We start from the raw sequence: 22,043 nt of genomic DNA, 5'->3' as shown, positions 1-22,043 counted from the left end.
TGTCATGGGGGTCCTGAGAGAGCTGAACCAGACGCGGCGCATGAGACCGCGCGGAAACTTGGCAGAGCGAGAGGATGGGACTGCGCGCACCCGCGAAGAGAGCGGGCGGGCGTACGGTCCCTATGTGCTTTTTTTGCAACAGAGGTCGGGTGGCCGGATCGCGCTGGGTTCCATCTGCGCTGTGAAAGCCACACTCGGCGCGCAGGGAGGCGGTCGCAGAGCGCCGCCTCCCGGCTGGTCGAGGTCAGCGAGCATCCCGGCGGATCATCTCGGCCACGGCCGCGGCCAGTCCGCTCCGGGGCCGTTCCGCTTCCTCGACCGGGATCCCTCTCCGCGCCTGATCCTTCGCGACCATCTCGGCGACTGCGAGGGCGAGGCCACTCTTCGGATTGCTGCCCGAGGATGGCTCAGCCGTCCGGATCGGAGCGCCTCCTCTTGCGCGGACCAGCCTGTTGATTGCAGCGGTGAGGCCAGCCGTCCTCGAGGCGCTCGGCCGGCCGGCGGCCTTCGCCGTCATGCGTGCGATGGCATCGGCCGAGAGCTCGGGCGCCGCGTTCGCGAGCTCCATCGCCAGTGCCTCGAAGCCGAAGACGCGCGGGTCGCTGAGGATCTGCTGTGTCCGGACGTTCTCGGCATGGCGCTCCGTGGCCGAGAGCGGCGCGGAGGAGACGACGAGCTTCGGCGCGGCCGTGGCCGGGGCGGGGATCGGGTTCGTCATGGTGGGCAGGCTTCCGGGTTGAGGACGAGCGCGGGAGGCCGCGCGGGAGCGGAGGTCGGCGACGACGCTCTCGAGCGAGCCGATCCGATCAGCCAGGCCGCGGTCGATCGCCGCCTTGCCGATGAAAGTCCGCGCTTCCGTGGCACGGGCCTTCTCGATCGAGAGGCCCGGCCGGCCAGCGGCCACGGTCGCGAGAAATTGGTCATAGAAGGCGCCGACTTCCGCCTGTAGGTCGGCCTTCACGCTCTCGGAGAGCGGTCCGAACGGATGGCCGTCGACCTTGTTCGCGCCGGCGTGGATCAGCGTCACCTTCCGGCCGGCCTTCTCCATCTCGGCCGAGCGGTCGACGTGGGTCAGGACGACGCCGATCGAGCCGACGATCGAGGTCGGCGACACGACGATCTCGTGAGCCTGGCTCGCGATCCCGTAGGCGGCCGAGGCGGCCAGGTCGTCGACGAAGGCGACGATCCGCTTCGAGGCGCGCGTCTGGCGGATCTGGGCGGCCAGGCGGAACATGCCGGTCGCCTCGCCGCCGGGGCTGTCGATGTCGAGCACGATCGAGTGGACCGTCAGATCCTCGGCCGCTGCTCGGATCTGAGCGGAGATCCCCTCATAGGAGACGATGCCGGAGCTCGCGCCGATGTAGGCGCCGCGGTTCGCCAGGCTCCCGACGATCGGAACGAAGGCGACGCCTCCCTCCGTCCGGTACGGGCGACCGGCCTCGGCGCGGCCCATGAACCGGGAGGCGTCCGGACCAGGCCGGTCGACCTCGAGAGCTGGCCCGAGCCGGCCGTCGAGTGACGCGAGGATGACCTCGAGCTTCGTCGGGTGGAAGAGGAGCGGACGGCTCAGAGCCTCCGCGATCCGGGGGAGATACGCACTCATCAGGTACTCGCTGGGGTGGGGAGGCCGCTCGCCCCGCGAGCGAGCCGGCCATTACACGCGACCTCGATCCGGAGGACGCGCAGGGGGACGAGCTCGCCGGAGAGCTCGACGAGATGTCGTTCGGCGATCAGGACGCCGGCGGGATGGATGGGGCCGATCACGGCGCGGTCAGAGCGAGCCAAGGCCTGACGCATCGAGGAGGAGCGGCGGATCATGCTGCACGCGCCCCGGCTGATGGCCGGGGGTCTCCCTCGACGGGAGCCCCCGTCACCGGATCGGAAGCGCCATGCTGGACAGGCGGCTGTGCGGTGCTGTTGGAAGAGGGAATGGCGCACAGCGGTTGTCCAACGTCCGGGCTGGACGCCAGAAGCCGGCGCTTCGCATACCAACCCGACCGCGAGATCCCCTCGGCCTCCCACGGCTTCAGCGACGAGATCGAGGGCGCCTTCGGAGCCTGACGCTCGAGCCATTGCTTCGCCCGAACACGCCGCATCCTGTCGCGGTGAGCGACCTTCGCGTCCGCCTTCCGCTGTGCGGCCGACCGGTCGACCGCGCCGATCGTCCGGAGTTTCAGACGGCGGCGCTCCTCGTCGCGGATACCGAGGAGCACCGCGATAGTATCGGCTTTCATGCGGGCCGGCCGCGGGCGGGCGCGGAGCTCGGCCTCGCGTGCCGTGAACCACTCACGGCCGCGCTCCTCGACCAGGCGCGGACAGAGCGTCCAGGCCCAGAGTAGGACTGGCGAGGTCGGAAAGGCGCCTACCGGAAGCGCGACCAGGTGCGGGAGGGCGACGTCGAGGTAGAGCTCGCCGTCATCGGTATCGCAGGCGCCGCCGTGGCGGGTCTCGATGATCCGCTCGATCTCAGCGAGGCGCTGTCGGACGAAGGCCGTTCCCTTCCGCCAGTGGGCGCGCGGTTTGAAGGTGCCGAGGATGCAAGCGCCAAGACGGACCTCGATCTCGCCGCTCGCCGGGAGCGCCGGCCACTCGAGGACGACGCCGTTGTCGACGACCAGGCGCAGCCTATTCGACATGGCCGCCACTCTGCCGGCCCGCCTGCCAGCGCCGGCGCTCGAGCGCGATCGCTCGGCCAAGGCGGTTGTAGAGGTTGAGCGCCTCGGCCGGCGTCATCGCGAACTGCTCGTCGAAGCCCTCCCGGAGCACCCGGCGTACGGGACGGCGGAAGCCGACCACGACCTCCGCGTCGCCATCCTCGAGAGAGCGGAGCTCGACGCTTGTCAGTGGACGATGTGGCGGCTTGGAAAGACGTTTTTTCCCCGAGGGGCCGGTCTTAGGATCGGCTTTAGAAATTACTGCTACGGACTGGCTGTTCATGGTTGAGCCTCTCCGCCCCGCGTTCGTGTCGATCCGAGCGCGGGGCGTCTCGTTTCTGGGAGAGGCAGGCGGTCAGTGAGGCCGCCCGCGCGATGGGCTAGCGCCAGCTTGCGGTGCTGTCCGGCGGCCAGAGGTTGAGCTCCCCGCCAATCAGGGGCGGGAGGACCATCACGTCGGCGATCGCCGGGGCGACGTTGCGTCTCACGGAAGCCTCGATCCCCTCGACCGGCTTCTCGCCTGCCGGGAGGTCCCGATTGACCGCCTCGATCCGAAACTCGAGCTCCCGGAGTTGCGCCACTCCCTTCGCGAGCTCGGCCGCCAGCTTCGGGTATCGCTCCGCGAGCCATTTCCGGACGGCCGGAGCGTCGCGATTGACGGCATCGAGCCGTTCACGGCGGTCGGGGTCTCTCTGTAGAGAGACCTCGATCCGCTCCCCGGCCGCGCGGATGATCGCGGCCCCGCGGTCGTGATCCCGCCGGGCTGTGGCGATCTTCTCCTCGTGGCGCTTCAAGGTGGCGTCGTCGGCGGTCAGCAGGAGATGAGACGTCTCGCCCTCAAGCTGCCCGATGCGAGCGCCTATCTGCGAGAGCTCGGCGCGCCCGGCTTCGACGAGCCGCTCGACCCTGCGTCGTTCCTCCGTCGTCGGAGGCGCCGGCCGCTCGATAACTTCGCGGAGGGTGGCAATCGACATCGCCGGCCTCAGAGCGCAGCGGCCTGGACGGCGGCGAAGCGTCCCTGCTGAGGCAGGACAATCGTTCGCGCTCCGTCGACCTCGTCCAGAAGCATCCGCGGGAAGGCGTCCGCAACGGCGTGAGCGCCGGTGCCGGCGGGGGCCCCCTGACCTCGCTTCGCAAACTGCACGTACACGGCATCAGGGCCGAGGACCTTGAAGACCGCGATCGCGATGGCCTGGATCGTGTAAGGAACCTCTGGAACGTCGACAGCGGCGGACATACTGTCAGTGACAGGAATGGATCCGCTAGAAACCAGAGTGCGAGCATAATCGCCCACATCCATGCCAGGTGAATTCGTTCCCTGGAAGAAGATCTGATAGTGAAGTCGGGACATAATCTAAGCCTCTATTGCGCGCGAACCGATCGGCCGTGCTGGGGGTGAAGGTCGCGGATGGACAGGTCAGGCGGCTCGCGGCGCGGAGGCACGGCGACGGGCGTCTAGGAAGGCTTCAAGATCAGCCTCTGAATATCGGATTGCGCCTCTCTCGCCTCCGAGCTTCACAAAGGCAGGACCTTTTCCTTCCGTGCGCCACTTCGATAGGCACGCAAGAGAAACTCCCAAGCGATCGGAAATTTCTCTTGGGCGAAGCCAGCGAACATTGCCGGCGGACTGTCGTTCTATCGTTTCGATGTGCACTTCCGTCTCCCGCTGAGTACCTGGCCAGCGCGAGAGAGCTTTTTGCTTCGTCGGAAAATAGTCAATAGTATGCGTGTATCGGAAAAAATCCGATGTAGTGTGCGGTTCTACAGATCAGTACTTACGGCAATGTGACGATACGGCGAGGCGGCTTTACGGCGATTACCGTTCGGATTGGCTTTTCGGCTGCTAAGCCTTTGATTTCGTCCTGCTATTGGTTCGAGCTCGGAGTTCCCAACGCGCTGCGTCGGAGGCACAGAAGGGCCAGCGCCGAGCGGTCGACATCAGCTAGAACGGGTCGCAGCTGGCCTTTCGGCCGCCGCAACGAGACTGTGGATCGCGCTAAGCTGTTGCGCTCATGCTACAATTCGGGATCGGAAATCAGCCTGCGACCGTTGGCGATCTGCGGCGGATCTTGTCGTCCTCGATCTCGAGAAGGCCCTTGTTCGCCAGCGCGCGGAGGAGGCGAACTCGCGCGTAGCCGGCGGCGTGCGAGAGGCCGGCCGTCACGATCGCGCGGAGGTCGTCCGGCGTCGTCCACTCGCGCGGCACCTGGTCGAGGACGTCGAGTTCCTCGGCCGAGAGCGCCGGCGGGACGTCGATCGCCTCGATCGCCTCGTCGAGGTCGATGACCGGAACGCCGTCGACGAGCCAGAACGCCTCGCTCCGCCCCTCGTCCGGCCAAGTCCGCATGATCTGCGTCAGGCGAGGATGGTCGACGGCCTGGAACATGCGGCCGAGACCGTCCGGAAATTCCAGCCAGCCAATCTGGCGGAGGCGGGTTCCCCGGATCCGGCGCTGCGCAGGCGTCGAGGACGCCAAGCGCGACTGTACAGACGGGCCATCGCCCGTAATGACGTGGAACTTAGGCACGGGCGCTGGCTCCATCGGCGCGCTTGCTTAGGGAAGGCGCGGCCTGCCAGCCGTGTCTTCCCGTCCAGCCCTACGGGGCCGGCGACTCGCGCAGCAAGGCGTTTCGTACGGCCAAGAACGGTTCTTTCCGGAATGATTTGAGGGTGTTGCGCACTCGCCGCGGTGCATAGGATCGGGACCTCGACCCCGCCCTCTATGGCTTACATCTCCCTCGGCCACGTGCCGGCGATGAGCTGTGGCAGCACGTTCGGGAACAGGTATGGCTCAAGCTTGGGGAAGGTCTCAGGCTTGATCCAAATGCCGTGTTCGGGCTCGGACTTTTTGCCCTCGTAGTCCGGGCTGGTGAATGGCCAGACCGGATTGCGCCATACGAGAGACGGAATGAGATAGAGGACCGCCTCGACTCCCTCCGCGAGATGGACCAACGCGAGTAAGGTGTCGGCACGGATCGGGAAATGCCGTTTGCGCATAAAGGTGTAACCGGGTTTGGCAGCCCGGACCGATTTCACCTGGATCTCGAGGTAGCGTGGAGAGGTGCCCGGATCGCCGGAATTGTCCGGGATGCGGACGAGGAAGTCGATCGCGCGGTCGTCGACCTCAGGCGAGTACACGTCGAGCCCGGCTCGGACGAAGGCCATCTTGGTGAAATACTCGCCCCACTTCCCAAGGCGCAGCGTGTCGAGATGCGCCCACGTCGGTGCTCCGATGGCCGCATCTCTGGCTAGATCCATGGCGTGCTCCGCATTCACTCGCTGGCGACAGGGCATCCTTCCAGCCTAGCGGCCCTACCTCGTCGTCCCGTAACGTTCCGATGTAACGCGTTGCGCCGCAGAGGTCGTCGTGAAGGACAAGCAAGGCCGCCGGGTTCTGCCGAACCTCATCAACCCTCAGCCGGAACCTGCTCCCGACCTCTGGGCCGACATCGAGCCGCTCAGCCCTGAGGAGTGCAGAGCGATGGATGAGTTTTCAGCTTACCTACAGCAGGAAGAAGAGGAGATCGAAGCCATCAAGGCGAACCGGCCGCTTGGCTCAGTTGTCGCGCGAGAGCCGAAATCGCTCGAATTCTCGAAGGTTCCCGACCCTGTTTGGAAGCGGAAGCTCTGGCCATAGAGGTGGTAGAAAAATGGCAAGGTTTCAAGGAAGCATATACGAGTATATAAATTTTGTTGGACCGTCTATTGCAAATCTTATACAGCGATACAGCAGGCCTTATAAGAAGGAAATAAATAATATCTGCCAAGCCTGTGGTAAGGTTTCGACCTTACAAGCAGCTCATCGTTGGGGATGCTCAAGGCCAGAAGTTATTCTCCAAGCCTTGATCCCATTTGGCGCTCCAGATCGCATTGATTGCGATTTGCAAGAAGCTCAAGATGCAATCATGACCTTGCACAAGGAGCGTCCGATCGAGCTTACTTTCGGATTTTTCTGCAAACCATGTCACGATGAGTATGATGAGGTTTGGGAAATGATACAGCGGGAATATCCCGAAGACGCGGAAGATCTACGGATGAAGCTGAAGTGAGATGGAACCGCGCCATCGGCAATGAAGCCCTTTCCGATTGAGTGGCGTGCCCCTTAGCGTGGTCGTGTCACTCCGACCAACGTCGGGCGCGCGGAGCGGCACGGCATGAAGGAACGGATCGGATGCCAGCGGATCGCTTCGTCTCATACCTTCGCGTCTCGACGGATCGCCAAGGCCGGAGCGGTCTCGGCCTCGAGGCGCAGCGCGCGGCCGTGGCTGCGCACCTGGCGGGCGGGCGCCTGGTCGCCGAGGTCGTCGAAATCGAGAGCGGCCGGCGGAACGACCGGCCGGAGCTCGCTCGCGCCCTCGCCTATTGCCGCGCCCACCGCGCGACGCTCGTCGTCGCCAAGCTCGACCGCCTGGCGCGCAACGTGGCGTTCGTCTCGACCCTGATGGAGGCCGGGGTCGACTTCGTGGCGGTCGACTTCCCCCAGGCCAACCGCCTGACCATTCACATCCTGGCGGCCGTCGCGGAGCACGAGGCGCGGATGATCTCGGAGCGGACGAAGGCGGCGCTCGCGGCCGCCAAGGCGCGCGGGACGAAGCTCGGCGGCTTCCGGGGCCATGCCGGGACCGCGGAGGAGTGCGCGGTCGCCAACGCGGCCAAGCAACGCAAGGCCGACGCGCGCGCGGGCGACCTGGCGCCGATCTTGGCGGAGCACGATCCGGAGGGGCGGCTTTCGCTCCGGGAGCTCGCGGCCGTCCTCAACGCGCACGGCGTGCCGACATCGACCGGCCGCGGTCAGTGGACCGCGACGGCCGTCCGGCGGCTTCGTGCGCGCCTGGCGGTGCTCGAGGCTTCGCCGGCCCGCTTGGCGGCCTAATTCCGCCGGCGGAGCACCCAGATGAGCTGCGCTGAGCCGATGAGGACGAGAGGCGTCGCTTTGATAAGGGCGATGATGATGTCGTGGTCCATCTGAGCGTCCAATAGGAGGCTCATGGACAGGCGAGGCCGGCCAGCCATTACGATTGGGTCACAGACCGCCGCCTGGCCAAAGAGCCAAGTGGTAGTCCGCGACAGGCCCCCATCAAACCGGTCGAACGGAACAGGCAAAGGCTTCAGACGTCCCTGGTCAATCGGTCGCGCAGCGCGACCGCTCTTGCCCGAACGTCAAAGGTCGATGGGGAACAAGCTCTCCCTCTACCGCGACGCTTGCCCGCGCGCCGCGCAGATCTGAACTGGGAAGGCCGTCGGAGGGCGGCAAGTGTCGGCAGTGATTTTTCCGATCCGACTGTCGATCGTTAAGGCCCGCTTACCGAATCATTCCGCACCGTCACCGGTGACGCCACCGGCGGCGACACCAGGGACGGCCCTGAGACTTCACCGGCGGTGACACCGGTGCCGCCACCGGTGACGAAGGGACGGTCCGGTGGACACGAAGCTCCTCACATACGCCGAGCTCGCCGAGGCGCTCGGGATCACGCCCGCCAGCGCGAAGCGACTGGCGATCCGGCGTGGATGGCCGAAGACCCCCGGCAACGATGGCAAGGCGCGTGTCGCTGTGCCGGTCGAGAGATTGCAGGCCCCGAAGGCCGCCGCTGGTGACGTCACCGATGACGACCCCGATGACGCCGCTGGCGATGTCACCGGTGACGTCACGGGTGTCATCCCGATTTTAGAGCGACATATCAGCCGGTTAGAGGGCGAGATTGAAGCCTTGCGAGAGGAGCGCGAAGCCGAGCGCGGACGAGCTCGCGAGGAGGTCGACGCGCTCAAGGCCGAGCGCGACGCCGAGCGGCTCCGGGTGTCTCAGGTTGAGGCCTTGAACGCCGTCCTCGAGGCGGAGCGGAAGCGCCTCGAGCAGATCGGAGCGGCCGAGAGCCAGCGCGTCGAGGACCTCAAAGCCGAGCGCGATCGCTGGGCGGCCCAAGCCGAGCGCCTGGCGGTGCCGACGCCGCCGGAGCGGCGCGGGCTGTTCGGCTGGCTCCGTCGAGCCTGATCTCAGCCGCGGAGCGCAGGTCCGTCCTCGCCGACGGGCTTCGGCTCTTCTGAGATGGAGCCGACACGCTGCTCGAGCGCATCAAGCCGCTCGTCGAGCTCCCTGATCGTCGAGACGTAGAGATCGAGCACGTTGCCGAGAGCGGCCGCCTCAGCGCTCGGCAAGTGACGGCCTACCGCCCCTTTGACCTCTTCGGCCAGCTTCTCGGCATTGGCGTAGGCGGTGCGTTCGGTCATGTCGGCCTCCCTGGGGGCGAGGGGAGGTAGGGTCCGGAGCTTGTGCCGCCAGAGCGGCGCGACTTCACCAGCGCGGGAGCTTCTCGTCTAGGAGCTCGCGGATCACGTCGGCGATCGTTCTGTCCGTGAGAACGGCGTGAAGCTTCAACCGGCGGTGCAGCCCGTCCGGAATGTCCAGCGTGAGTCGGCGGTGCAACCGCTTCGACGAGCTCGGCTTCGGGGTTTTGGATCGGTCGGTCGCGTTCATACTCGGCGCCTAGCGGGAAGGTCCCGGACCTATAGCGGGGACGAGCTCGACGCGCTGGATCGGCCGACAGGGTGATTCGATCAGCACGCGTTCGGATTTCCGGCCGACCGGCCGACGGATCGGAAAACCGCAGGATCTCCGCCACTGACTGCAAGCCCCTGAACGCTCAAGCTAAATGGCCAATCCCCCCCAGGCTATGAACAGCGGCGAGACCACCGATCGGAAAACCGGCGAAAGCCGTCTCGCAATCGGAAAAAGGCTGTCCTGACAAATGGTTGGGAGAAAGACGCCGGGCGGTAGGGCTTGCGTGGAAGCGGGATCTCGCGTTCAAGTATCCCCAGGCCGACCATTCGGTCGGCAGAGGAGGCGAGAGCCTAAAATACGAAACCCGCCACGAGGGCGGGTCCGCATACCGGCCAGGGCCGGGAAAATCATCAGATTGGCGTCGATGATCCTTCCCGAAAACCTGCCGATCCGCAAGAGGAAATCACCCGATTTCCTCAACGGCGGAGCTTTGCCGGTATGCGCCTGCGCCCAAGCGGCTGGTCTCGCGACCAGGGGTGCGGAGCTTTGCTTGAGAACCAGCTATCGGCGCTAATCGGCGCCGCAACGACGCCTGAACGCCTGAACGAAATCGCCGGCTTGGTCTGGCGCGCGCTTGGAGCGGAGGAGATCTCCGAGGACGGTGCCTCACGCCTGGCGCAAGCGATCCAAGCCAGGCGGCCGCGCCGCTCGCTTGGTCTAGGGCTGGAGGTCGTCGACGGCGGCCAAGCCGCCGCTCCGGTCCGGAGCCGAACGACCTTCTTCCCTCCCAAGCGCCGCCAGCGGTCGCCAGATCGCCAAGCCTCGATCGAGAGGCGCCGGACGCTCGCGAGCTCCGGACCGATGCCGCCGGCGCTCGCCGCCCACTTCACGGAAGGCGAGCGTGCGGTCCTCAAGGTTCTAGCCGACGAGGTCGAGAAGGCCGGCCAGTGCGACCGCTCGATCGACGAGCTCGCCGCGCGTGCCGGCGTCTCGAGGACTGTTGCGAAGAACGCGCTCCGAACAGCCGAGAAGCTGATCCTGATCGTTGTTCACCGGCGGCCGCAGGAAGGCCGGAAGAACCTGACGAACCTCGTCGCGATCGTCTCGCTGGAGTGGAAGGCCTGGATCGCTCGCCGCAAGCGTAAGGCGATAGGGGTCGGAATGCCGAGCCCCTCGGATATCAGGAATTCAAGGAAAGGCCGTCAGGGGCCAGCGGAACCGTCAAAAGAGTCTGCCAGGAGGCGGAAGGCAGGTTCGTCCGAGCCTCGAGGAGGTCCGTCACGATTCGCGGTAACCGACCGGACCGGCGGATCGTGCCATGCAGCAGGCTCATGAGGTTGTTCGGAGGAGCGGACGCAATCCGGAGGATTTGGCCGTCGGGTAGCGGCGGATGCTCCGCGGTGTCTAAGGCCAAGCTAGACGGTGTTGTCAGGCTCCTGCAAAACCAAGAGCCACCGGTTGAGGAAGCTGATCGTGCCTGTCGCGGACGCGCAACTTGAAGCCCTCGTCACGAGCCCGCGCGAGGATCTCCACATCGAGGTTAAAAGCTGGCTCGATCTCGCGGACGGCCTTGGAAAGGCGACGCTAGCTAAGGCGATTATCGCCCTCGCCAATCACGGCGGCGGGTTCATTCTCCTAGGCTTCGAGGAGCTACCAGGCGGAGTTTTCGAACCCGCCCCTAACCGACCGGCCACCCTTGCCGGATACAGCCAGGATGGCGTGAACGGGATCGTTCAGAGCTACGTTGCACCGCCCTTTCACTGCACCGTCCATTACGTCCGACACCCTGGGAGCGGCGACCTGTTCCCGATCATCGCCATTCCAGGCGGCCACAAGGTACCGGTCCAGGCTGCTCGAGGGAGCTCCGACAACAACAAAACGCTCGCGAACGGGCGATACTACATCCGCCGGCCAGGGCCGCAGAGCATGGAGCCAAGCACGCCGGAAGAGTGGCGTGAGCTCGTCGGACGCTGTGTGAGAGCAGGCCGCGAGGATCTCCTCGAGGCGATACGCGATGTTCTTTCAGGGAATGTGCCTGCAGCTGAGGTCCCAGGCCTCCTCGATAGCCTTCTAGATTGGGCAGAAGAGCCAACGGCTGCCTGGCTCACGAGCGGAGAGGAGAGCGTCCTTAAGCTTCCGCCGCCGAAGGGTTATTTCCGAGCGGCATACGCGATTGATGGTGAGTTTGAGCGCCCGACCTTGCCGCAGCTCCTAGAACTGCTCAAGCGATCAACTGTCCGACATACTGGCTGGCCGGCTTGGTCTGTGCTTCATCGGGCAGAGTTTGCGCCTTTCGTGAATGGAGGAGCGCTTGAGTGCACGTACGGGAGTTTCGGCGGCGAGAAATTTATCCAAGATCCCGGACATGCAGACTACTGGCGCGCCTCTCCAGAAGGGAGATTGTTCCTCCTCCGAGGCTTCTTCGAAGACGGGAGGCCCGAGCGTGCCACTCCTGGGACCGTGTTCTCCCTAACGACGCCGGTTTGGCGCGTCGGCGAGTGCCTACTTCACGCTGCGGCCCTTGCTCAGAACCTCGGTGTAACGGACGCAAAGATCGTGTTCAGCACGCGATGGGCAGGCCTGGCCGGGCGCGAGCTCAAAGACCTCGATGGGCGGCGATATCTTAGTGAGGGCTACCGAGCTCGCCAGGATCAGATTGATCGGAGCATCACGGTTGAAGCGTCGATAATCGGTGATGGCCTTCCGGAGATCGTGTTTGAGCTCCTCACGCCTCTGTACGAGCTCTTCGACCTCTTCGTGCTGCCGCGTGCGATGGTCGAGGGAGAACTCCGTGAGATGCGCAAAAACAGCTTCTGACGAACTCGTCGACGCTACTCGGCATCGGTGTGTGGCTACTCAATGCACGTTTGCAGCCGCTTCATAGGGCTTGGCGGCTGAGAAGGTTCCAGACGGCGGGAGGTAGCGGCGGACGCTCCGCGGCCGCCTACGGTCACGCTAGGCCATCTGCTACGATCTGGCGAAAGGGTTTTGCCTTAACCTCAATCCGAAGGATCACCGATGCGTCGCACTAAGCCCTTCGACTTTGCGCACGATGTCTTAGGGTTCGTTCTCGACAGCCTCGTCGAGGCCCAGAAGGCCCCCGATCGCGAAACCGCCAACGCCTGTTTGAGCGAGGCGGCCGGCGCCATCCCCTGTCTCTGGGACGCGCTTGAAGATGCGGGTCAGGACAAAGAGGCTCGTCGGAGCAAGGCGAAAATCCAACTGGTGTTTGAGGGTGAGGGTGCAATTCAGGATGTGATCGCCTCGAACGATGACGTGTTTGCTCAAGAACTCGCTCGGCTACGCGAACACGTCAGCGCGGCTTTTCGGGCGGCTGGCGGTCAGCCTAGCGACCGGTATGCTGCTGAAGGCACAAATAAATTTGGCCTTTCCGCGTTCACGATAGAGCAGAGCGAAGAAGACGATCGGCGGTAGTTGAGCGTCATGCGAGCTCTCCTGAGATGCTCGACGCGATCCGATTGAGGAGGCCAAGGATCCGATCGGGAAGGGGCTCATGCGACGGCATCACTCGAGCCGCCTCGATCAGCCATGCGAGAACGGTCCGCAGCCGCCTATGAACAAGCGAGGCAATATCAGAGGGGAAGGGACCGGAGCCGGCTTTTCCGAGCCATGGGCATTTCGAAAAGGAAGGGCGCTCTCGTGATCCGGATCAGATCCTCGACGTCCGGCCAGCGCCAGAGGAAGAACGACACCTGCTGGTGCATAGGTGTCGACTGATAGGCGTTCGCAAGAACGAGGCCTTTGAGGCCAGCATTTCGGAAAGCTCGGCGCTCCGCCGGATTTCGCTGGATCCGGAGATCGCCGGTGATGACGAGCCAGTCGTCGTCGGTCGCTGCGAGGTACTCGATCCAGACGACATCAGGCGCACTGCGTCCGCAGGGTAAATCCTTGATGTGCTCCGCGCTGTGGCCGAGGTGCTGAACGAAGCCGTGGAGCGTCGACGCGAGCACCGGCGAGGTGCAGTTGTCGAGGAAGATCCTCAAGCTGCCTTCCGAAGCTCCATCTCGCGCCGGAATGCGACGGCCCGTCTGACGGCTCGGACCGGAACGTCCCAGGCTCGGGCGGCTGCCTCGAACGAGCCCTCAGCTGCGGCGGCCGCGGCCAGAACCTCGACCGGGACAGAGGTCTCGACCTCGATTGGTTGTCCGAAGGACCTGGTCGGATCGACCACGACCGACTTCGACTTCCCAAGCGGCCACCAGCGCGTCGGCACGCCGGTAGCGTCGTACTCGGCATTCCGGAGGCTCCGCTCGATTATGCCCTGGAACGCATACTGGCGCCGGAAGAGATCGATGAGCCGGGTTTGCCCATCTTCCTCGACGACGTGCAGGAAGATCGACTCGCCGTCTGTGCGGAAGCGGGCTGTCGAGAGAGGACGCTCGTCGTCGACGAGCTCGCGGGCGAGCTCGATCGCCTGGCGCACACGCTGCGCACTCAGACCCTGATCGATGAATGCTGAAGCGACGCGGATCTCCATGAGATCGCGGAAGCCGAGGAAGATACCCTCTTCGCCAAGATCGACCTGAGGACGCCAGAGTGGATCGTAGTGCTTGCCGTTCGCGTCATGGCCTCGGAGCCAGCGCGAGATTTTCGCCGGCCGGATCTGCACAAGGCGGCCGGCCTCGGCGGGCGTATATAGCCCGATCCCGATCAGGTTCTCCGACGGCTTAAGCACCACGTGTTTCACAATCAGAGTGGTGGGCCGGTGCGGGATCTTCCGTCAAGTGGGCGCATCGTCGTTCGGTAAAGAGCGACGATGTGGTCATAGTCGTGAGCCATCTCCTCCGAATTGTGGATGAGCGCCGGGAGATGCTCCGGGAGCGGAAGGCCGCTTCCGGAGGCGTGGGCGGGGGTTAGGACGGCAGAGGGAGCTCATGGCAGCTAAGGCAGTAGCCGCGAACGCACTGCGGCCGCCTACGGCCACGCTAGGCGATATTGTCAGGCTCCAACGGGAGCGAAGGCTCCCGGCCAGGGAGGCTGGCGACGTTCCTGCCTAACTTCTCAGTCTCGAGTCTCCGGGAGGCCGAGAAGCGTCCTCGTCCTCTCTATCGCCTACGAGATAGTCGCCCTCCGAGAAGGCGCTGTAGGCTCAGATAACTTCTATGTAGACGTATGCTTGCAAGCATCGATCGTTTCTCTTGCCTTTATCAAAAGTAATTTCAGCTCACTGATTTTTGATATTTCAAAAAAAGCAGAGCAATTTCCTGAGGAAACAGAAAACATTAGCTTCTCGGCAGTTGGCACGAACGCATCTTTCCCAGGAACATTGAAAACCATTATGGTTAGACCATCTACTGTAAATCTAGCCTCAATCGATTTGAATTTAGATGATTTTGGATCTATCAGTTTGATTTTATCTATTGCTGCACAGGCTTTGTCTATATTGTCATATCCGATCACGGAAACAGAATTGCTTGGATACTCTCCCGAAGTTTCTATTGAAATAAGCGCCCCATGAACGGCCGTTTGGGCATCTAAATCTATTATCTCTTGTGCTTGAAAAATTACCTTACCTAAGCCAATTAACTTACCTACTTCCGTGAAGCATTTTATTGTGATGCCCAATTCCATAGAACTTGTGCTTGCTTGAATTTGATCAGCCATGTTGGCGAGGTTCATCATCTAATTCCTGCGTTTGCAAGCATTGGGCGGGAGGCAAGGGTTGAGCCTCAACGCTTTCGAGGCGTGTACATCTCGATCTCGGCAGCGTGAACGACAGTCACGGCGTCCGGGCCGCCAGAGCCTGCCGCCTTCTCGAAGGAGGTCGGTGTAAGCGCGATATCGACCCGACACTCGGCGCGGTCGAGCGCGCTTGCGCCCTTGCAGCGTTTGGTTAGCCGCTCCGCGATCGGCACGGTTGTGAAGGGCCCGAGCACGAGCGCATCAATTCGGAGTGCTTTGTCTCCGACGACGGCAGCACATAGGAAACCCGCCCCGCCTGGATCGACGCAGCGGATCCCCCGGACTACGACGAGCTCGCCGATGTAGGCCTGCGGCTTCGCGATGAGATCGGGCACAGCGATTGCCGCGTCGTCGCGCGCCAGAGCCGATCCGGAAACCGCGCACAGCAGCGCCGCAAGAACTCGATACATCTTCACCCCCGTTTTGCGAGTGATTGCCCCAGAAGCTCGACTGTCAGCAAGGGGTGCTGCGAGTTACCTCAGGCCGGAGGGAAAGACCTCTGGCTTGGCTAAGCTCCCCTCGAGGCAGCGCAACGCTTTCGTGCAATCCTGCTATCAAGCTCACGGCGAAGCCTGTTGACTCGCTCACATGATTTTCCGATTGCATGCGAACTTCCGATCGGGATCTGAAGGGGCGGGCGTGCAGGTCATTACGATAGCGGCCAGAAAGGGCGGCGTCGGGAAAACGACGCTGGCGATGCACTTGAGCGTGCTCGCGTCGGCGCCTGGCGCACCGGCGCTCCTCCTCGATACGGACCCGCAACGCTCTCTCGCCTGGTGGCACAAGCTGCGTGAGGCGGACGTGCCGAACCTGATCGAGGCCGAGGCGCGCGAGCTCCCCGAGCTCGTCGCCGCCGCCAAGCGAGAGGGTATCAGCCGCATCATCATCGACACGCCGCCGCACGCCGAGGACTCGATCGTGCACGCCATGCGCGTCGCGGACCTCATCCTCGTTCCCACCCGGCCGGGGCCGCTGGACCTGGCAGCTGTCGCGACGACGCTCGAGCTCGCCGAGCGAGTTGGGAAGGCGCCGCTGGCGGTCATCAATCATTCGCCGCCCCGGACCGGTGCCTCGGAGCCGTCGATCGTCCTCGAGGCGCGTGCGGCTCTCGCCAACATGGGCGCAGCTGTTGCCGCGACGGCCGTCGCGAACCGGGTGAGCATGTCTCACGCGATCCTGACAGGCTCGACCGTCAATGAGCACGAGCCAGGTGGGAAGGCCGCCGCTGAGGTCGAGGCGCTGTGGCGCGAGATCGAAACCACCTTGAACCGGAGCCCGAGGACCTCCCGATGAGCACGCAGAAGACCCGGCCGACCCTAGATAGCTTGAGCAGCCGCTTCGCCAAGAAAGATGCCTCAGCCGCTCCGCTGGCCGAAGCGACAGTGACAGCTGCTGAGGAGGCTCCTCGGTCGCGAGCCGAAAAGGACACACGGGTTCAGATCCTCACTCGCATCGATCCTGCCGTCCGAAAGAAGCTAAAGCTGATCGCTGTCGAGCAGGAGCGGACGATCCAAGAGATCTGCGAGGAGGCGATCCGGGATTTCGTCGCCCGGCATAGCCGGTGAGTTCCACAAGCCAGCCCGCAATCGTGATAGCAAGCTCCCTGGATTGCGAGATGTGGAGATGCTGGTCTGCATCGTGCGCAGCTTGCCTCTAATTGGCCTCAGCCTGGCGCAACCTCTCCAACGTCATCCGGATCGTCTCGCGGGAGTGGCTCGCCTGGATGAGTCTTGCGCGCCGGTCGCCGGCTCAAGGGGGAGGGGTCAAATCCTCAACCGGCACGAATACCGAAGATCTAGGAAAGGGCCGTGAGCGGCCAGCGGAACCGTTGCCAAGCTACCGGAAGGCAGGATCGGACCGACGAAGGAGCCTTCTCTGAGATCCGCGCGGATACCAGGGAGGCCTCGATCAGATCGAGGCGCCTAAGGCGGGAGGACGGAGCTCGGCGATCGCCGGGAGCGCATCTACGAGCTCCTCGAGAGCTTTCGAGGCAAGTAGTATAGTCATACAGGACACAAGTATTGAGCTAAGCACAGGAGCAACATTCCGCTTCTGGGTTGAAAACTCCGCCCTACGTAGCCCATGGTCTAGCGTCGCAAAAAACGAAAAGTGTCCCATTGAATTGGGATGGGATATTTCTGAAAGCATATCGTATTCGCGTTCAAATCCAGGAACTTCACGATCTAATTTCTGAATAGCAGTCATTATGCTTTTCGTTTTGTGTTGCGGAAACTCTTCAACCCAGTCCTTTTCTCGTGTCGCGAAAGTTGCCGCTTCGACAAGAGCGTTTAGACCTCTGAAATCTTTATCTTTCAGATGCTTAAGTGCTTTACGATGTATTTCTAATATTGCAGCCGATGTCTCAGAAATGGTGCGGGCCAATACCATGGATGCAAGTATATTCTTGCTGTTCCACTCTTGAATAGTTCCCTCCGTCAGTGCGACAAGCCTGTAACGAAGAATTTGCTCTAGCACGGAAGCTTTCCAGGCGAGCTTTGATTGGGCCAGAAGTCCTCTAGCCTCAACGACGGGGACGCGCCCCGCTGCTAATTCCTCGCACGCCTGACCGATGAGACGCGCCTCTTCCCATTTGCCGCCGATTGCCTCGACGGCCGCCTGGTCGAACGTCACCATTTGCAAATTCCCCTACGCCGTCCGCGATCGTAACGGATGTGGGCGGGGAAGGGGGCCGTTTCCGGCCGTTTCCGCGTGGGCTAGGCGGCCGTGGGGGCTCCAGCCGGCCTGAGATAGCGGCGGACGCTCCGCAGCCGCCTAAGGCCACGCTAGGCGATATTTCCAGGCTCCGGCGGGAGCGAAGGCTTCCGACCAGGGAAACTGACGACGTTCCCGGCCGGCTTCTCGGCTGGCGGGACCGGAGCCGCGGCCGCCCGAAGGCGGACCGCGATCTCGGCAGGCTCGAGCTCCGGATCGAGCGCGAGCTCGAGCGCCTCTCGCTCTCGGCCTCGGACCTCCGGGAGGCCGAGGACGATCTTCGTCTTCTCGAGGGCCGCGAGATAGCCATCCTCGAAGGCGGCGCCATAGACGCAGCCAGGATCGAGATCGGCCTCGTCCGTGCACCAAGCCGGAAGACGCAGCATCATGCGCTGCATCCCGATCAGCATGGCGCTTGAGGGCTTAACCTGGCCGCGGTTGGCGCGGTCGAGCTCGAGGGCCTTGAGGAAGCGAGCCAGGCGGTCTGGATCGGTCATCAGGCAGTCCTCATCCCCATATCGGCGAACAAGGTCCGCCGCGCGCGGGCCACCTTGCTCTCGATCTTCGCCATAACCTGCCGCGCGATCGCTTCCGGATCGTTCACGCCGTGCGTGACGATCGAGACGCTCCCGATCAGGGGACCGGAGAACGACGCCTCGCTGGCACCGCCGGCGCGCCGGGACGCCGTCCGGCCGGCGCTGTCGATCGTCCCAGTCTGGTGCGGCCGGAAGAGCTCGACCCCCTCCTCGTTCACTTGGTAGAGCTCGCCCGCCGTGACGCGGCCGCCTCGAGCTCGGGCCGGGACCGGGGCGGCCTGCGGCGCCGCGCTGCCGCCAGTCAGACCGCCGAGCCTGCCCCCGAGGCCGCGGAATGGCGCCAGGATGCGACCGGCGAGGCCAGACGCCCAGGAGACGATCGCCTCTCCGACCGATTTCATCCCCTCCCAGAGGCCTTGCATCGCCTGGACGCCTGCCGTCCGGAGTTGATCCGAGAGGTTAGAGAGCGCCGCGACGATCTTCGGGCCGAGCTCGACCATCTGGCGGACGGCCTCGCCGACCGCCGTCCCGGCCGCCGTACCCCAGGCGCGCCAGACGTTCCCGTCGAGCTTGCCCGTGATCTTCTCGAACCAGCCGTAAAGCTGCTCGCCGAGCGCGATCACAGGCTCGAGCGTCGCCTTCGCCGGGCCGAGCGCCCGCATGAAGGCCGCGCCGAAGTTGCGGAACATGGCGGCGATCCCACCCCAATTCCGATAGATGAACGTCCCGGCCGTCCCGATCGCGACGAGCGCCGCGCCGATCCCGGTCGAGAGCATCGCGAATTTGAGAGCACGGAAGGCCGCTGCGACTAGCGCCAGCGGCCGGAGGAGGCCGAGGAGCGCCCGAGCGAAGGTCGCCAGCGTCCCGACGACGAGCGCTCGGGAGAAGAGCATCCCGGCCGCGGCCGCTAGGCGGAAGCGGAGCGCGATGATCTGCAAGGTCCCGACCAGGGCGATCGCCGCGCGCCGGAACGGCGCGAGCGCCAGGAGGGCGAGGCCCTTCATTGCCGTGCCGAAGGTGACGGCCGCCGTCTTCACGTTGAGGAGCGCGGCTTTCAGGAAGGTCGCGCTGTAGGCGGCCGCGATCGCCGCCACCCGGAAGGCGACCAGGCCGGCCGTCACGCCGACGAGAGCCTTCGTCGCGAGGGGGAAGGTCTCCGCCAGGCGCGCGACCATGTCGACCAGGCCGCCGAGCGGCGCCAGGAGCGCGTTGAAGGCCGGGAGGATGATCGAGCCGATCGTCCGGCCGAGGTCCTCCATCCGGTTCTTGAACTGCGCGAGAGCCTGCTCGCCGGTCTTGAGGCGGCGCTCGAAGTCCTCGTCGACGACGCCTGACGCCTTCCCGGCCTTGTCCCGGATCTTGCGGTACTCCTCGAGGTTCTGGATCAGGGGCCGCAGAAACTTCTGGACCTCCGCATCCTGGAAGAAGTCACCGATCTTGCCGAGGTCGCCCTTCGTGGCCTTGTCGACCAGGCGGGCAATCATCTCGAAGACGTCGCCGCCCTCCTTCTGGACCTTGGCGAGCTCGGCGCGGATGTCGATGCCGGCCTTTTTGAACTTCTTCGTGGTCTCCGGGCTAATGATCTTCTGCATCAGGTTGGCGGTGTTGGTCGCCGCCTCGGCGCCGGTCGCCGCGCCCTTCCTGGCGATCTGCAAGGCGGCCGAGAGCTTCGCGACACCGTCGACGCCGGTCATCTTGAGCGCCTGAGCCGCGGCCGTCAGGACGGGGAACTGCGCCGCCATATCCTTGAGCTCGAAGGCGCCTTCCTTGCCGCTCTGAGCCATCACGTCGAGGGCCTTCGCGACCTGATCGACGGGGACCTTCAGGTTGTCGAAGACGGCGAAGCTCGACTTCGCCAGGTCCTCAACCTCCGCCTTGTAGGCGACGGCTGCGCGGGAGATCGGCTCCATCAGCTTGAGGGCCGTCGCGTTGTCCATGCCGAAGCCGGCTAGGATGTCGACGCCCTTCAAGAGGGAGAGTTGCGAGACGGACTTCTGCAGCTTGCCGGCGAGCTCGCCGACCGACTTCCCGAGCTCCTTCATCGCCTGGTCGCTCATGTCGCCCTTCTGGGCGACGTCGAGAAGGACGCTCTCGAATGCCATCGCGGACTTGAGCGGCGCCGCGAGAGCACGCTCGAGCGCGTAGCCGACGGCGACGACCTCGAGCATCTTCGATCGAAGCCCCTCGAGCTTCTGGGCGTTGGCGGCCGAGCTCGCCGCCAAGCGGTCGGCGATGCCTCCGACCTTCTGGCCATTGAGGGCCGAGGCGCTCCGGCCGATCCCTTTCAGGGCGTCGGCCGCCTTCTTCGCGGGCGCGGAGATGCCGTCGACCAGTTTGACGATGAGGCTCGAAGTCAGGGTGGTCATACGCGGGTACTCACGTGAGAGGGTGGGTCAGTGCGGGAGGAACCGCGCGATCTGCTTGCCGACCGTTCCGTCGAGGCGGAACGCGATCGCCCGATAGCGGTCGAGGGACTCGCCGCGGACCATCTCCTTCGGGATCCAGACGCCGGATTTCTCTTTGTGGAGCGGGAACTTGGACGGGTCCTTCCTTATCCAGACGTGGCCGGTCGTTACTGGCGGCCGGACCGCCTTGCGGCCCGTCCTGAACGATCCGCCCTTCGTGAAGGCGTGCGGGACCGGCGACGGCACGTTCGGCGAGCGGTGCTTCACACCGGAGCGCGTCTCCCGCGGGCTGAAATACCGGAGCGAGATCTCCCCGCCGACGCCGTCCATCCGGTATTGCAGGCTGCTGACGGAGGCGCTCCTCGTCCGCGGGTCGATCGCACGCCGGATCACGGCTAGCCGCAAGCCGGTCTGGCGGACAAGCGCCTGGCGGATCTCTTTCCGGCCCTTCCGGCCTTCGCGGTTGAGCGCGTCCCGGAAGACGATCGGCGCCTTCGGCCCGATCGCGGCAAGCTGCGAGCCGTACCGGGCCATGATGCTGTCGAGCGGCGAGCACTCGAGGCACGTCATGCGAGCTCTCCTGAAGTGCTCGGCGTGATCCGCTTGAGGAGGTCGAGGATCCGATCGGGAAGGGGCTCATTCGACGGTATCGCTCGAGCGGCCTCGGCCAGCCAGGCGAGGGCTCCGTTCCGCTCGGCTGGCGTGAGGCGGTCGCCGGCGATCGCCGCGACGCGCTGCTCGAGCTCGCCGGCGGCCGCATATTGGCGCCGGAGCTCGTCGACCTCGAAGCCGCCTCCTGGCGCTCGCCAGAGAAGGCCGAGACGCACAAGGCGCCGGAACCGGCTCTGATTGACCGCGCCGAGCGCGTAGAGCGCCTGGCTTTCAGTCGTGATCCGACGCGCCGTCACGGATGATCCTCCGTGTCCTGAGGCTCCACGCCGCCGACGCGGAGCTCCGTGTTGAGCTCGACCAGGCGCCGGTCCGCTAGGTCGAAGATCGAGGCGATCTCGGCCGTGGCCGCCTGACGGATCTCGGCGGGGAGACGCGCCGGCAGGCCTGCGGCCGCCTCCTGGGTGACGGAGAGGACCTCGTCGAGGACCTCCTCGTGCTCCTCGATCGAGATCAGCTGGCGATCGCGCTGGGCGATCCGGAGCTCGATCTCGGTCGCTCGAGCATCACGGACCCGGTTGCTCTCGGCTGTCGGCTGGTGCCGTTCAACGCTTGAGGTCAGGGAGCGGATGTAGCCCTGGACGACGTCGACGACCTCGAATTGAGCGCGAGCGGCCTTCCGGATCCAGCCCTCGCGGACGAGCCGGTCGAGATGCTTGGGTGAGACCATGATGAGGCGGGCCGCGACGTCGCGCGAGACGACTGATCGGCTGGGCTGAGGGGCGGTTTCTGCTGTCATGGGGGTCCTGAGAGAGCTGAACCAGACGCGGCGCATGAGACCGCGCGGAAACTTGGCAGAGCGAGAGGATGGGACTGCGCGCACCCGCGAAGAGAGCGGGCGGGCGTACGGTCCCTATGTGCTTTTTTT

The 22,043-nt window shown here is 64.6% G+C and carries 29 protein-coding genes; 9 read left to right on the top strand and 20 right to left on the bottom strand.

The genetic code is table 11. The features are described 5' to 3' along the window. Positions 1 to 244 precede the first annotated feature (244 nt). From F6X51_RS26345 to F6X51_RS26310, 8 genes are all read right to left on the bottom strand, one after another. Positions 245 to 1,603: a S49 family peptidase gene (locus F6X51_RS26345; protein ID WP_150966833.1), complete on the bottom strand. Its 1,359-nt coding sequence runs from the start codon at positions 1,601 to 1,603 to the stop codon at positions 245 to 247. Positions 1,604 to 1,814: 211 nt separating this feature from the next. Next, the gene (locus tag F6X51_RS26340; protein ID WP_150966831.1) at positions 1,815 to 2,636 is read right to left on the bottom strand and encodes a hypothetical protein; all 822 of its coding nucleotides are present in this window, start codon (positions 2,634 to 2,636) and stop codon (positions 1,815 to 1,817) included. Then, complete coding sequence (locus F6X51_RS26335; protein ID WP_150966829.1) at positions 2,626 to 2,937, bottom strand: hypothetical protein; 312 nt, start codon at positions 2,935 to 2,937, stop codon at positions 2,626 to 2,628. Before F6X51_RS26335 ends, F6X51_RS26340 begins: the two co-directional genes overlap by 11 nt. 97 nt (positions 2,938 to 3,034) lie before the next feature. Next, positions 3,035 to 3,628, bottom strand: coding sequence for a hypothetical protein (locus F6X51_RS26330; protein ID WP_150966827.1), 594 nt, complete (start codon positions 3,626 to 3,628; stop codon positions 3,035 to 3,037). Between the two features lie 8 nt (positions 3,629 to 3,636). Next, positions 3,637 to 4,005: a hypothetical protein gene (locus F6X51_RS26325; protein ID WP_150966825.1), complete on the bottom strand. Its 369-nt coding sequence runs from the start codon at positions 4,003 to 4,005 to the stop codon at positions 3,637 to 3,639. Between the two features lie 66 nt (positions 4,006 to 4,071). Next, the gene (locus F6X51_RS26320; protein WP_246697013.1) at positions 4,072 to 4,308 is read right to left on the bottom strand and encodes a helix-turn-helix transcriptional regulator; all 237 of its coding nucleotides are present in this window, start codon (positions 4,306 to 4,308) and stop codon (positions 4,072 to 4,074) included. A gap of 381 nt (positions 4,309 to 4,689) precedes the next feature. Further along, the gene (locus tag F6X51_RS26315) at positions 4,690 to 5,040 is read right to left on the bottom strand and encodes a hypothetical protein (RefSeq protein ID WP_150966824.1); all 351 of its coding nucleotides are present in this window, start codon (positions 5,038 to 5,040) and stop codon (positions 4,690 to 4,692) included. Positions 5,041 to 5,381: 341 nt separating this feature from the next. Next, positions 5,382 to 5,912 carry a DUF4365 domain-containing protein gene (locus F6X51_RS26310; RefSeq protein ID WP_150966823.1) on the bottom strand — a complete coding sequence of 177 codons (531 nt, stop codon included), beginning with the start codon at positions 5,910 to 5,912 and terminating at the stop codon, positions 5,382 to 5,384. A gap of 109 nt (positions 5,913 to 6,021) precedes the next feature. Here F6X51_RS26310 and F6X51_RS26305 point away from each other — a divergent pair, with 109 nt between their 5' ends. From F6X51_RS26305 to F6X51_RS26290, 4 genes are all read left to right on the top strand, one after another. Next, positions 6,022 to 6,291 carry a hypothetical protein gene (locus F6X51_RS26305; protein ID WP_150966822.1) on the top strand — a complete coding sequence of 90 codons (270 nt, stop codon included), beginning with the start codon at positions 6,022 to 6,024 and terminating at the stop codon, positions 6,289 to 6,291. Positions 6,292 to 6,304: 13 nt separating this feature from the next. Then, positions 6,305 to 6,703: a hypothetical protein gene (locus tag F6X51_RS26300; RefSeq protein ID WP_150966821.1), complete on the top strand. Its 399-nt coding sequence runs from the start codon at positions 6,305 to 6,307 to the stop codon at positions 6,701 to 6,703. Between the two features lie 122 nt (positions 6,704 to 6,825). Beyond that, positions 6,826 to 7,527: a recombinase family protein gene (locus F6X51_RS26295; RefSeq protein WP_150966820.1), complete on the top strand. Its 702-nt coding sequence runs from the start codon at positions 6,826 to 6,828 to the stop codon at positions 7,525 to 7,527. A 546-nt stretch (positions 7,528 to 8,073) separates the two neighbouring features. Then, the gene (locus F6X51_RS26290) at positions 8,074 to 8,643 is read left to right on the top strand and encodes a hypothetical protein (protein ID WP_150966819.1); all 570 of its coding nucleotides are present in this window, start codon (positions 8,074 to 8,076) and stop codon (positions 8,641 to 8,643) included. A 2-nt stretch (positions 8,644 to 8,645) separates the two neighbouring features. Here the strand turns inward: F6X51_RS26290 and F6X51_RS26285 are convergent, their stop codons facing one another. Both F6X51_RS26285 and F6X51_RS26280 read right to left on the bottom strand, forming a co-directional pair. After that, entirely contained in the window at positions 8,646 to 8,879 is a 234-nt protein-coding gene (locus tag F6X51_RS26285; RefSeq protein ID WP_150966818.1) for a BAR domain-containing protein, read from the bottom strand. Positions 8,880 to 8,943: 64 nt separating this feature from the next. Next, complete coding sequence (locus F6X51_RS26280; protein ID WP_150966817.1) at positions 8,944 to 9,126, bottom strand: hypothetical protein; 183 nt, start codon at positions 9,124 to 9,126, stop codon at positions 8,944 to 8,946. Between the two features lie 570 nt (positions 9,127 to 9,696). On the opposite strand from F6X51_RS26280, the gene F6X51_RS26275 reads away from it, so the two are divergent. From F6X51_RS26275 to F6X51_RS26265, 3 genes are all read left to right on the top strand, one after another. After that, entirely contained in the window at positions 9,697 to 10,485 is a 789-nt protein-coding gene (locus F6X51_RS26275) for a helix-turn-helix domain-containing protein (RefSeq protein WP_150966816.1), read from the top strand. A 123-nt stretch (positions 10,486 to 10,608) separates the two neighbouring features. Then, positions 10,609 to 11,967: an AlbA family DNA-binding domain-containing protein gene (locus F6X51_RS26270; protein ID WP_150966815.1), complete on the top strand. Its 1,359-nt coding sequence runs from the start codon at positions 10,609 to 10,611 to the stop codon at positions 11,965 to 11,967. A 201-nt stretch (positions 11,968 to 12,168) separates the two neighbouring features. Further along, positions 12,169 to 12,585 (top strand): hypothetical protein, encoded by a 417-nt coding sequence (locus tag F6X51_RS26265; RefSeq protein WP_150966814.1) that lies wholly within the window; start codon positions 12,169 to 12,171, stop codon positions 12,583 to 12,585. Between the two features lie 158 nt (positions 12,586 to 12,743). On the opposite strand, the gene F6X51_RS26260 is transcribed toward F6X51_RS26265, so the two are convergent. From F6X51_RS26260 to F6X51_RS26245, 4 genes are all read right to left on the bottom strand, one after another. Then, the gene (locus F6X51_RS26260; RefSeq protein WP_150966813.1) at positions 12,744 to 13,154 is read right to left on the bottom strand and encodes a PIN-like domain-containing protein; all 411 of its coding nucleotides are present in this window, start codon (positions 13,152 to 13,154) and stop codon (positions 12,744 to 12,746) included. After that, positions 13,151 to 13,846: a hypothetical protein gene (locus F6X51_RS26255; protein ID WP_150966812.1), complete on the bottom strand. Its 696-nt coding sequence runs from the start codon at positions 13,844 to 13,846 to the stop codon at positions 13,151 to 13,153. The genes F6X51_RS26260 and F6X51_RS26255 overlap by 4 nt, the downstream gene beginning before the upstream one ends. Before the next feature lie 425 nt (positions 13,847 to 14,271). After that, positions 14,272 to 14,790 (bottom strand): hypothetical protein, encoded by a 519-nt coding sequence (locus tag F6X51_RS26250; protein WP_150966811.1) that lies wholly within the window; start codon positions 14,788 to 14,790, stop codon positions 14,272 to 14,274. 50 nt (positions 14,791 to 14,840) lie between these two features. Further along, on the bottom strand, positions 14,841 to 15,269 hold the full coding sequence (locus tag F6X51_RS26245; RefSeq protein WP_150966810.1) for a hypothetical protein: 429 nt from the start codon (positions 15,267 to 15,269) through the stop codon (positions 14,841 to 14,843). 223 nt (positions 15,270 to 15,492) lie between these two features. Here F6X51_RS26245 and F6X51_RS26240 point away from each other — a divergent pair, with 223 nt between their 5' ends. Further along, positions 15,493 to 16,146 carry a ParA family protein gene (locus F6X51_RS26240; protein WP_150966809.1) on the top strand — a complete coding sequence of 218 codons (654 nt, stop codon included), beginning with the start codon at positions 15,493 to 15,495 and terminating at the stop codon, positions 16,144 to 16,146. Beyond that, positions 16,143 to 16,418, top strand: a complete 276-nt coding sequence (locus F6X51_RS26235) for a ribbon-helix-helix domain-containing protein (protein ID WP_150966808.1) — start codon at positions 16,143 to 16,145, stop codon at positions 16,416 to 16,418. The genes F6X51_RS26240 and F6X51_RS26235 overlap by 4 nt, the downstream gene beginning before the upstream one ends. A 343-nt stretch (positions 16,419 to 16,761) precedes the next feature. Here the strand turns inward: F6X51_RS26235 and F6X51_RS26230 are convergent, their stop codons facing one another. The 6 genes from F6X51_RS26230 to F6X51_RS26205 all read right to left on the bottom strand — a co-directional run bounded on the left by F6X51_RS26230 (position 16,762) and on the right by F6X51_RS26205 (position 21,914). Then, on the bottom strand, positions 16,762 to 17,487 hold the full coding sequence (locus F6X51_RS26230) for a hypothetical protein (RefSeq protein ID WP_150966807.1): 726 nt from the start codon (positions 17,485 to 17,487) through the stop codon (positions 16,762 to 16,764). 149 nt (positions 17,488 to 17,636) lie between these two features. Next, positions 17,637 to 18,062, bottom strand: a complete 426-nt coding sequence (locus F6X51_RS26225; RefSeq protein ID WP_150966806.1) for a hypothetical protein — start codon at positions 18,060 to 18,062, stop codon at positions 17,637 to 17,639. Beyond that, positions 18,062 to 20,467, bottom strand: a complete 2,406-nt coding sequence (locus tag F6X51_RS26220; RefSeq protein WP_150966805.1) for a phage tail tape measure protein — start codon at positions 20,465 to 20,467, stop codon at positions 18,062 to 18,064. The genes F6X51_RS26225 and F6X51_RS26220 overlap by 1 nt, the downstream gene beginning before the upstream one ends. 27 nt (positions 20,468 to 20,494) lie before the next feature. Further along, positions 20,495 to 21,076 (bottom strand): hypothetical protein, encoded by a 582-nt coding sequence (locus tag F6X51_RS26215; protein ID WP_150966804.1) that lies wholly within the window; start codon positions 21,074 to 21,076, stop codon positions 20,495 to 20,497. Further along, positions 21,073 to 21,414: a hypothetical protein gene (locus F6X51_RS26210; protein ID WP_150966803.1), complete on the bottom strand. Its 342-nt coding sequence runs from the start codon at positions 21,412 to 21,414 to the stop codon at positions 21,073 to 21,075. Before F6X51_RS26210 ends, F6X51_RS26215 begins: the two co-directional genes overlap by 4 nt. Continuing rightward, a complete protein-coding gene (locus F6X51_RS26205; protein ID WP_150966802.1) occupies positions 21,411 to 21,914 on the bottom strand; it encodes a hypothetical protein in 504 nt (167 codons plus the stop codon). The genes F6X51_RS26210 and F6X51_RS26205 overlap by 4 nt, the downstream gene beginning before the upstream one ends. Between the last annotated feature and the right edge of the window lie 129 nt (positions 21,915 to 22,043).

It is taken from the genome of Methylobacterium planeticum, assembly GCF_008806345.1.
GTDB classification, from domain to species: Bacteria; Pseudomonadota; Alphaproteobacteria; order Rhizobiales; family Beijerinckiaceae; genus Methylobacterium; species Methylobacterium planeticum.
The sequence above is the reverse complement of the archived record's forward strand: the minus strand, read 5'-3'. Positions and strand labels throughout refer to the sequence as shown.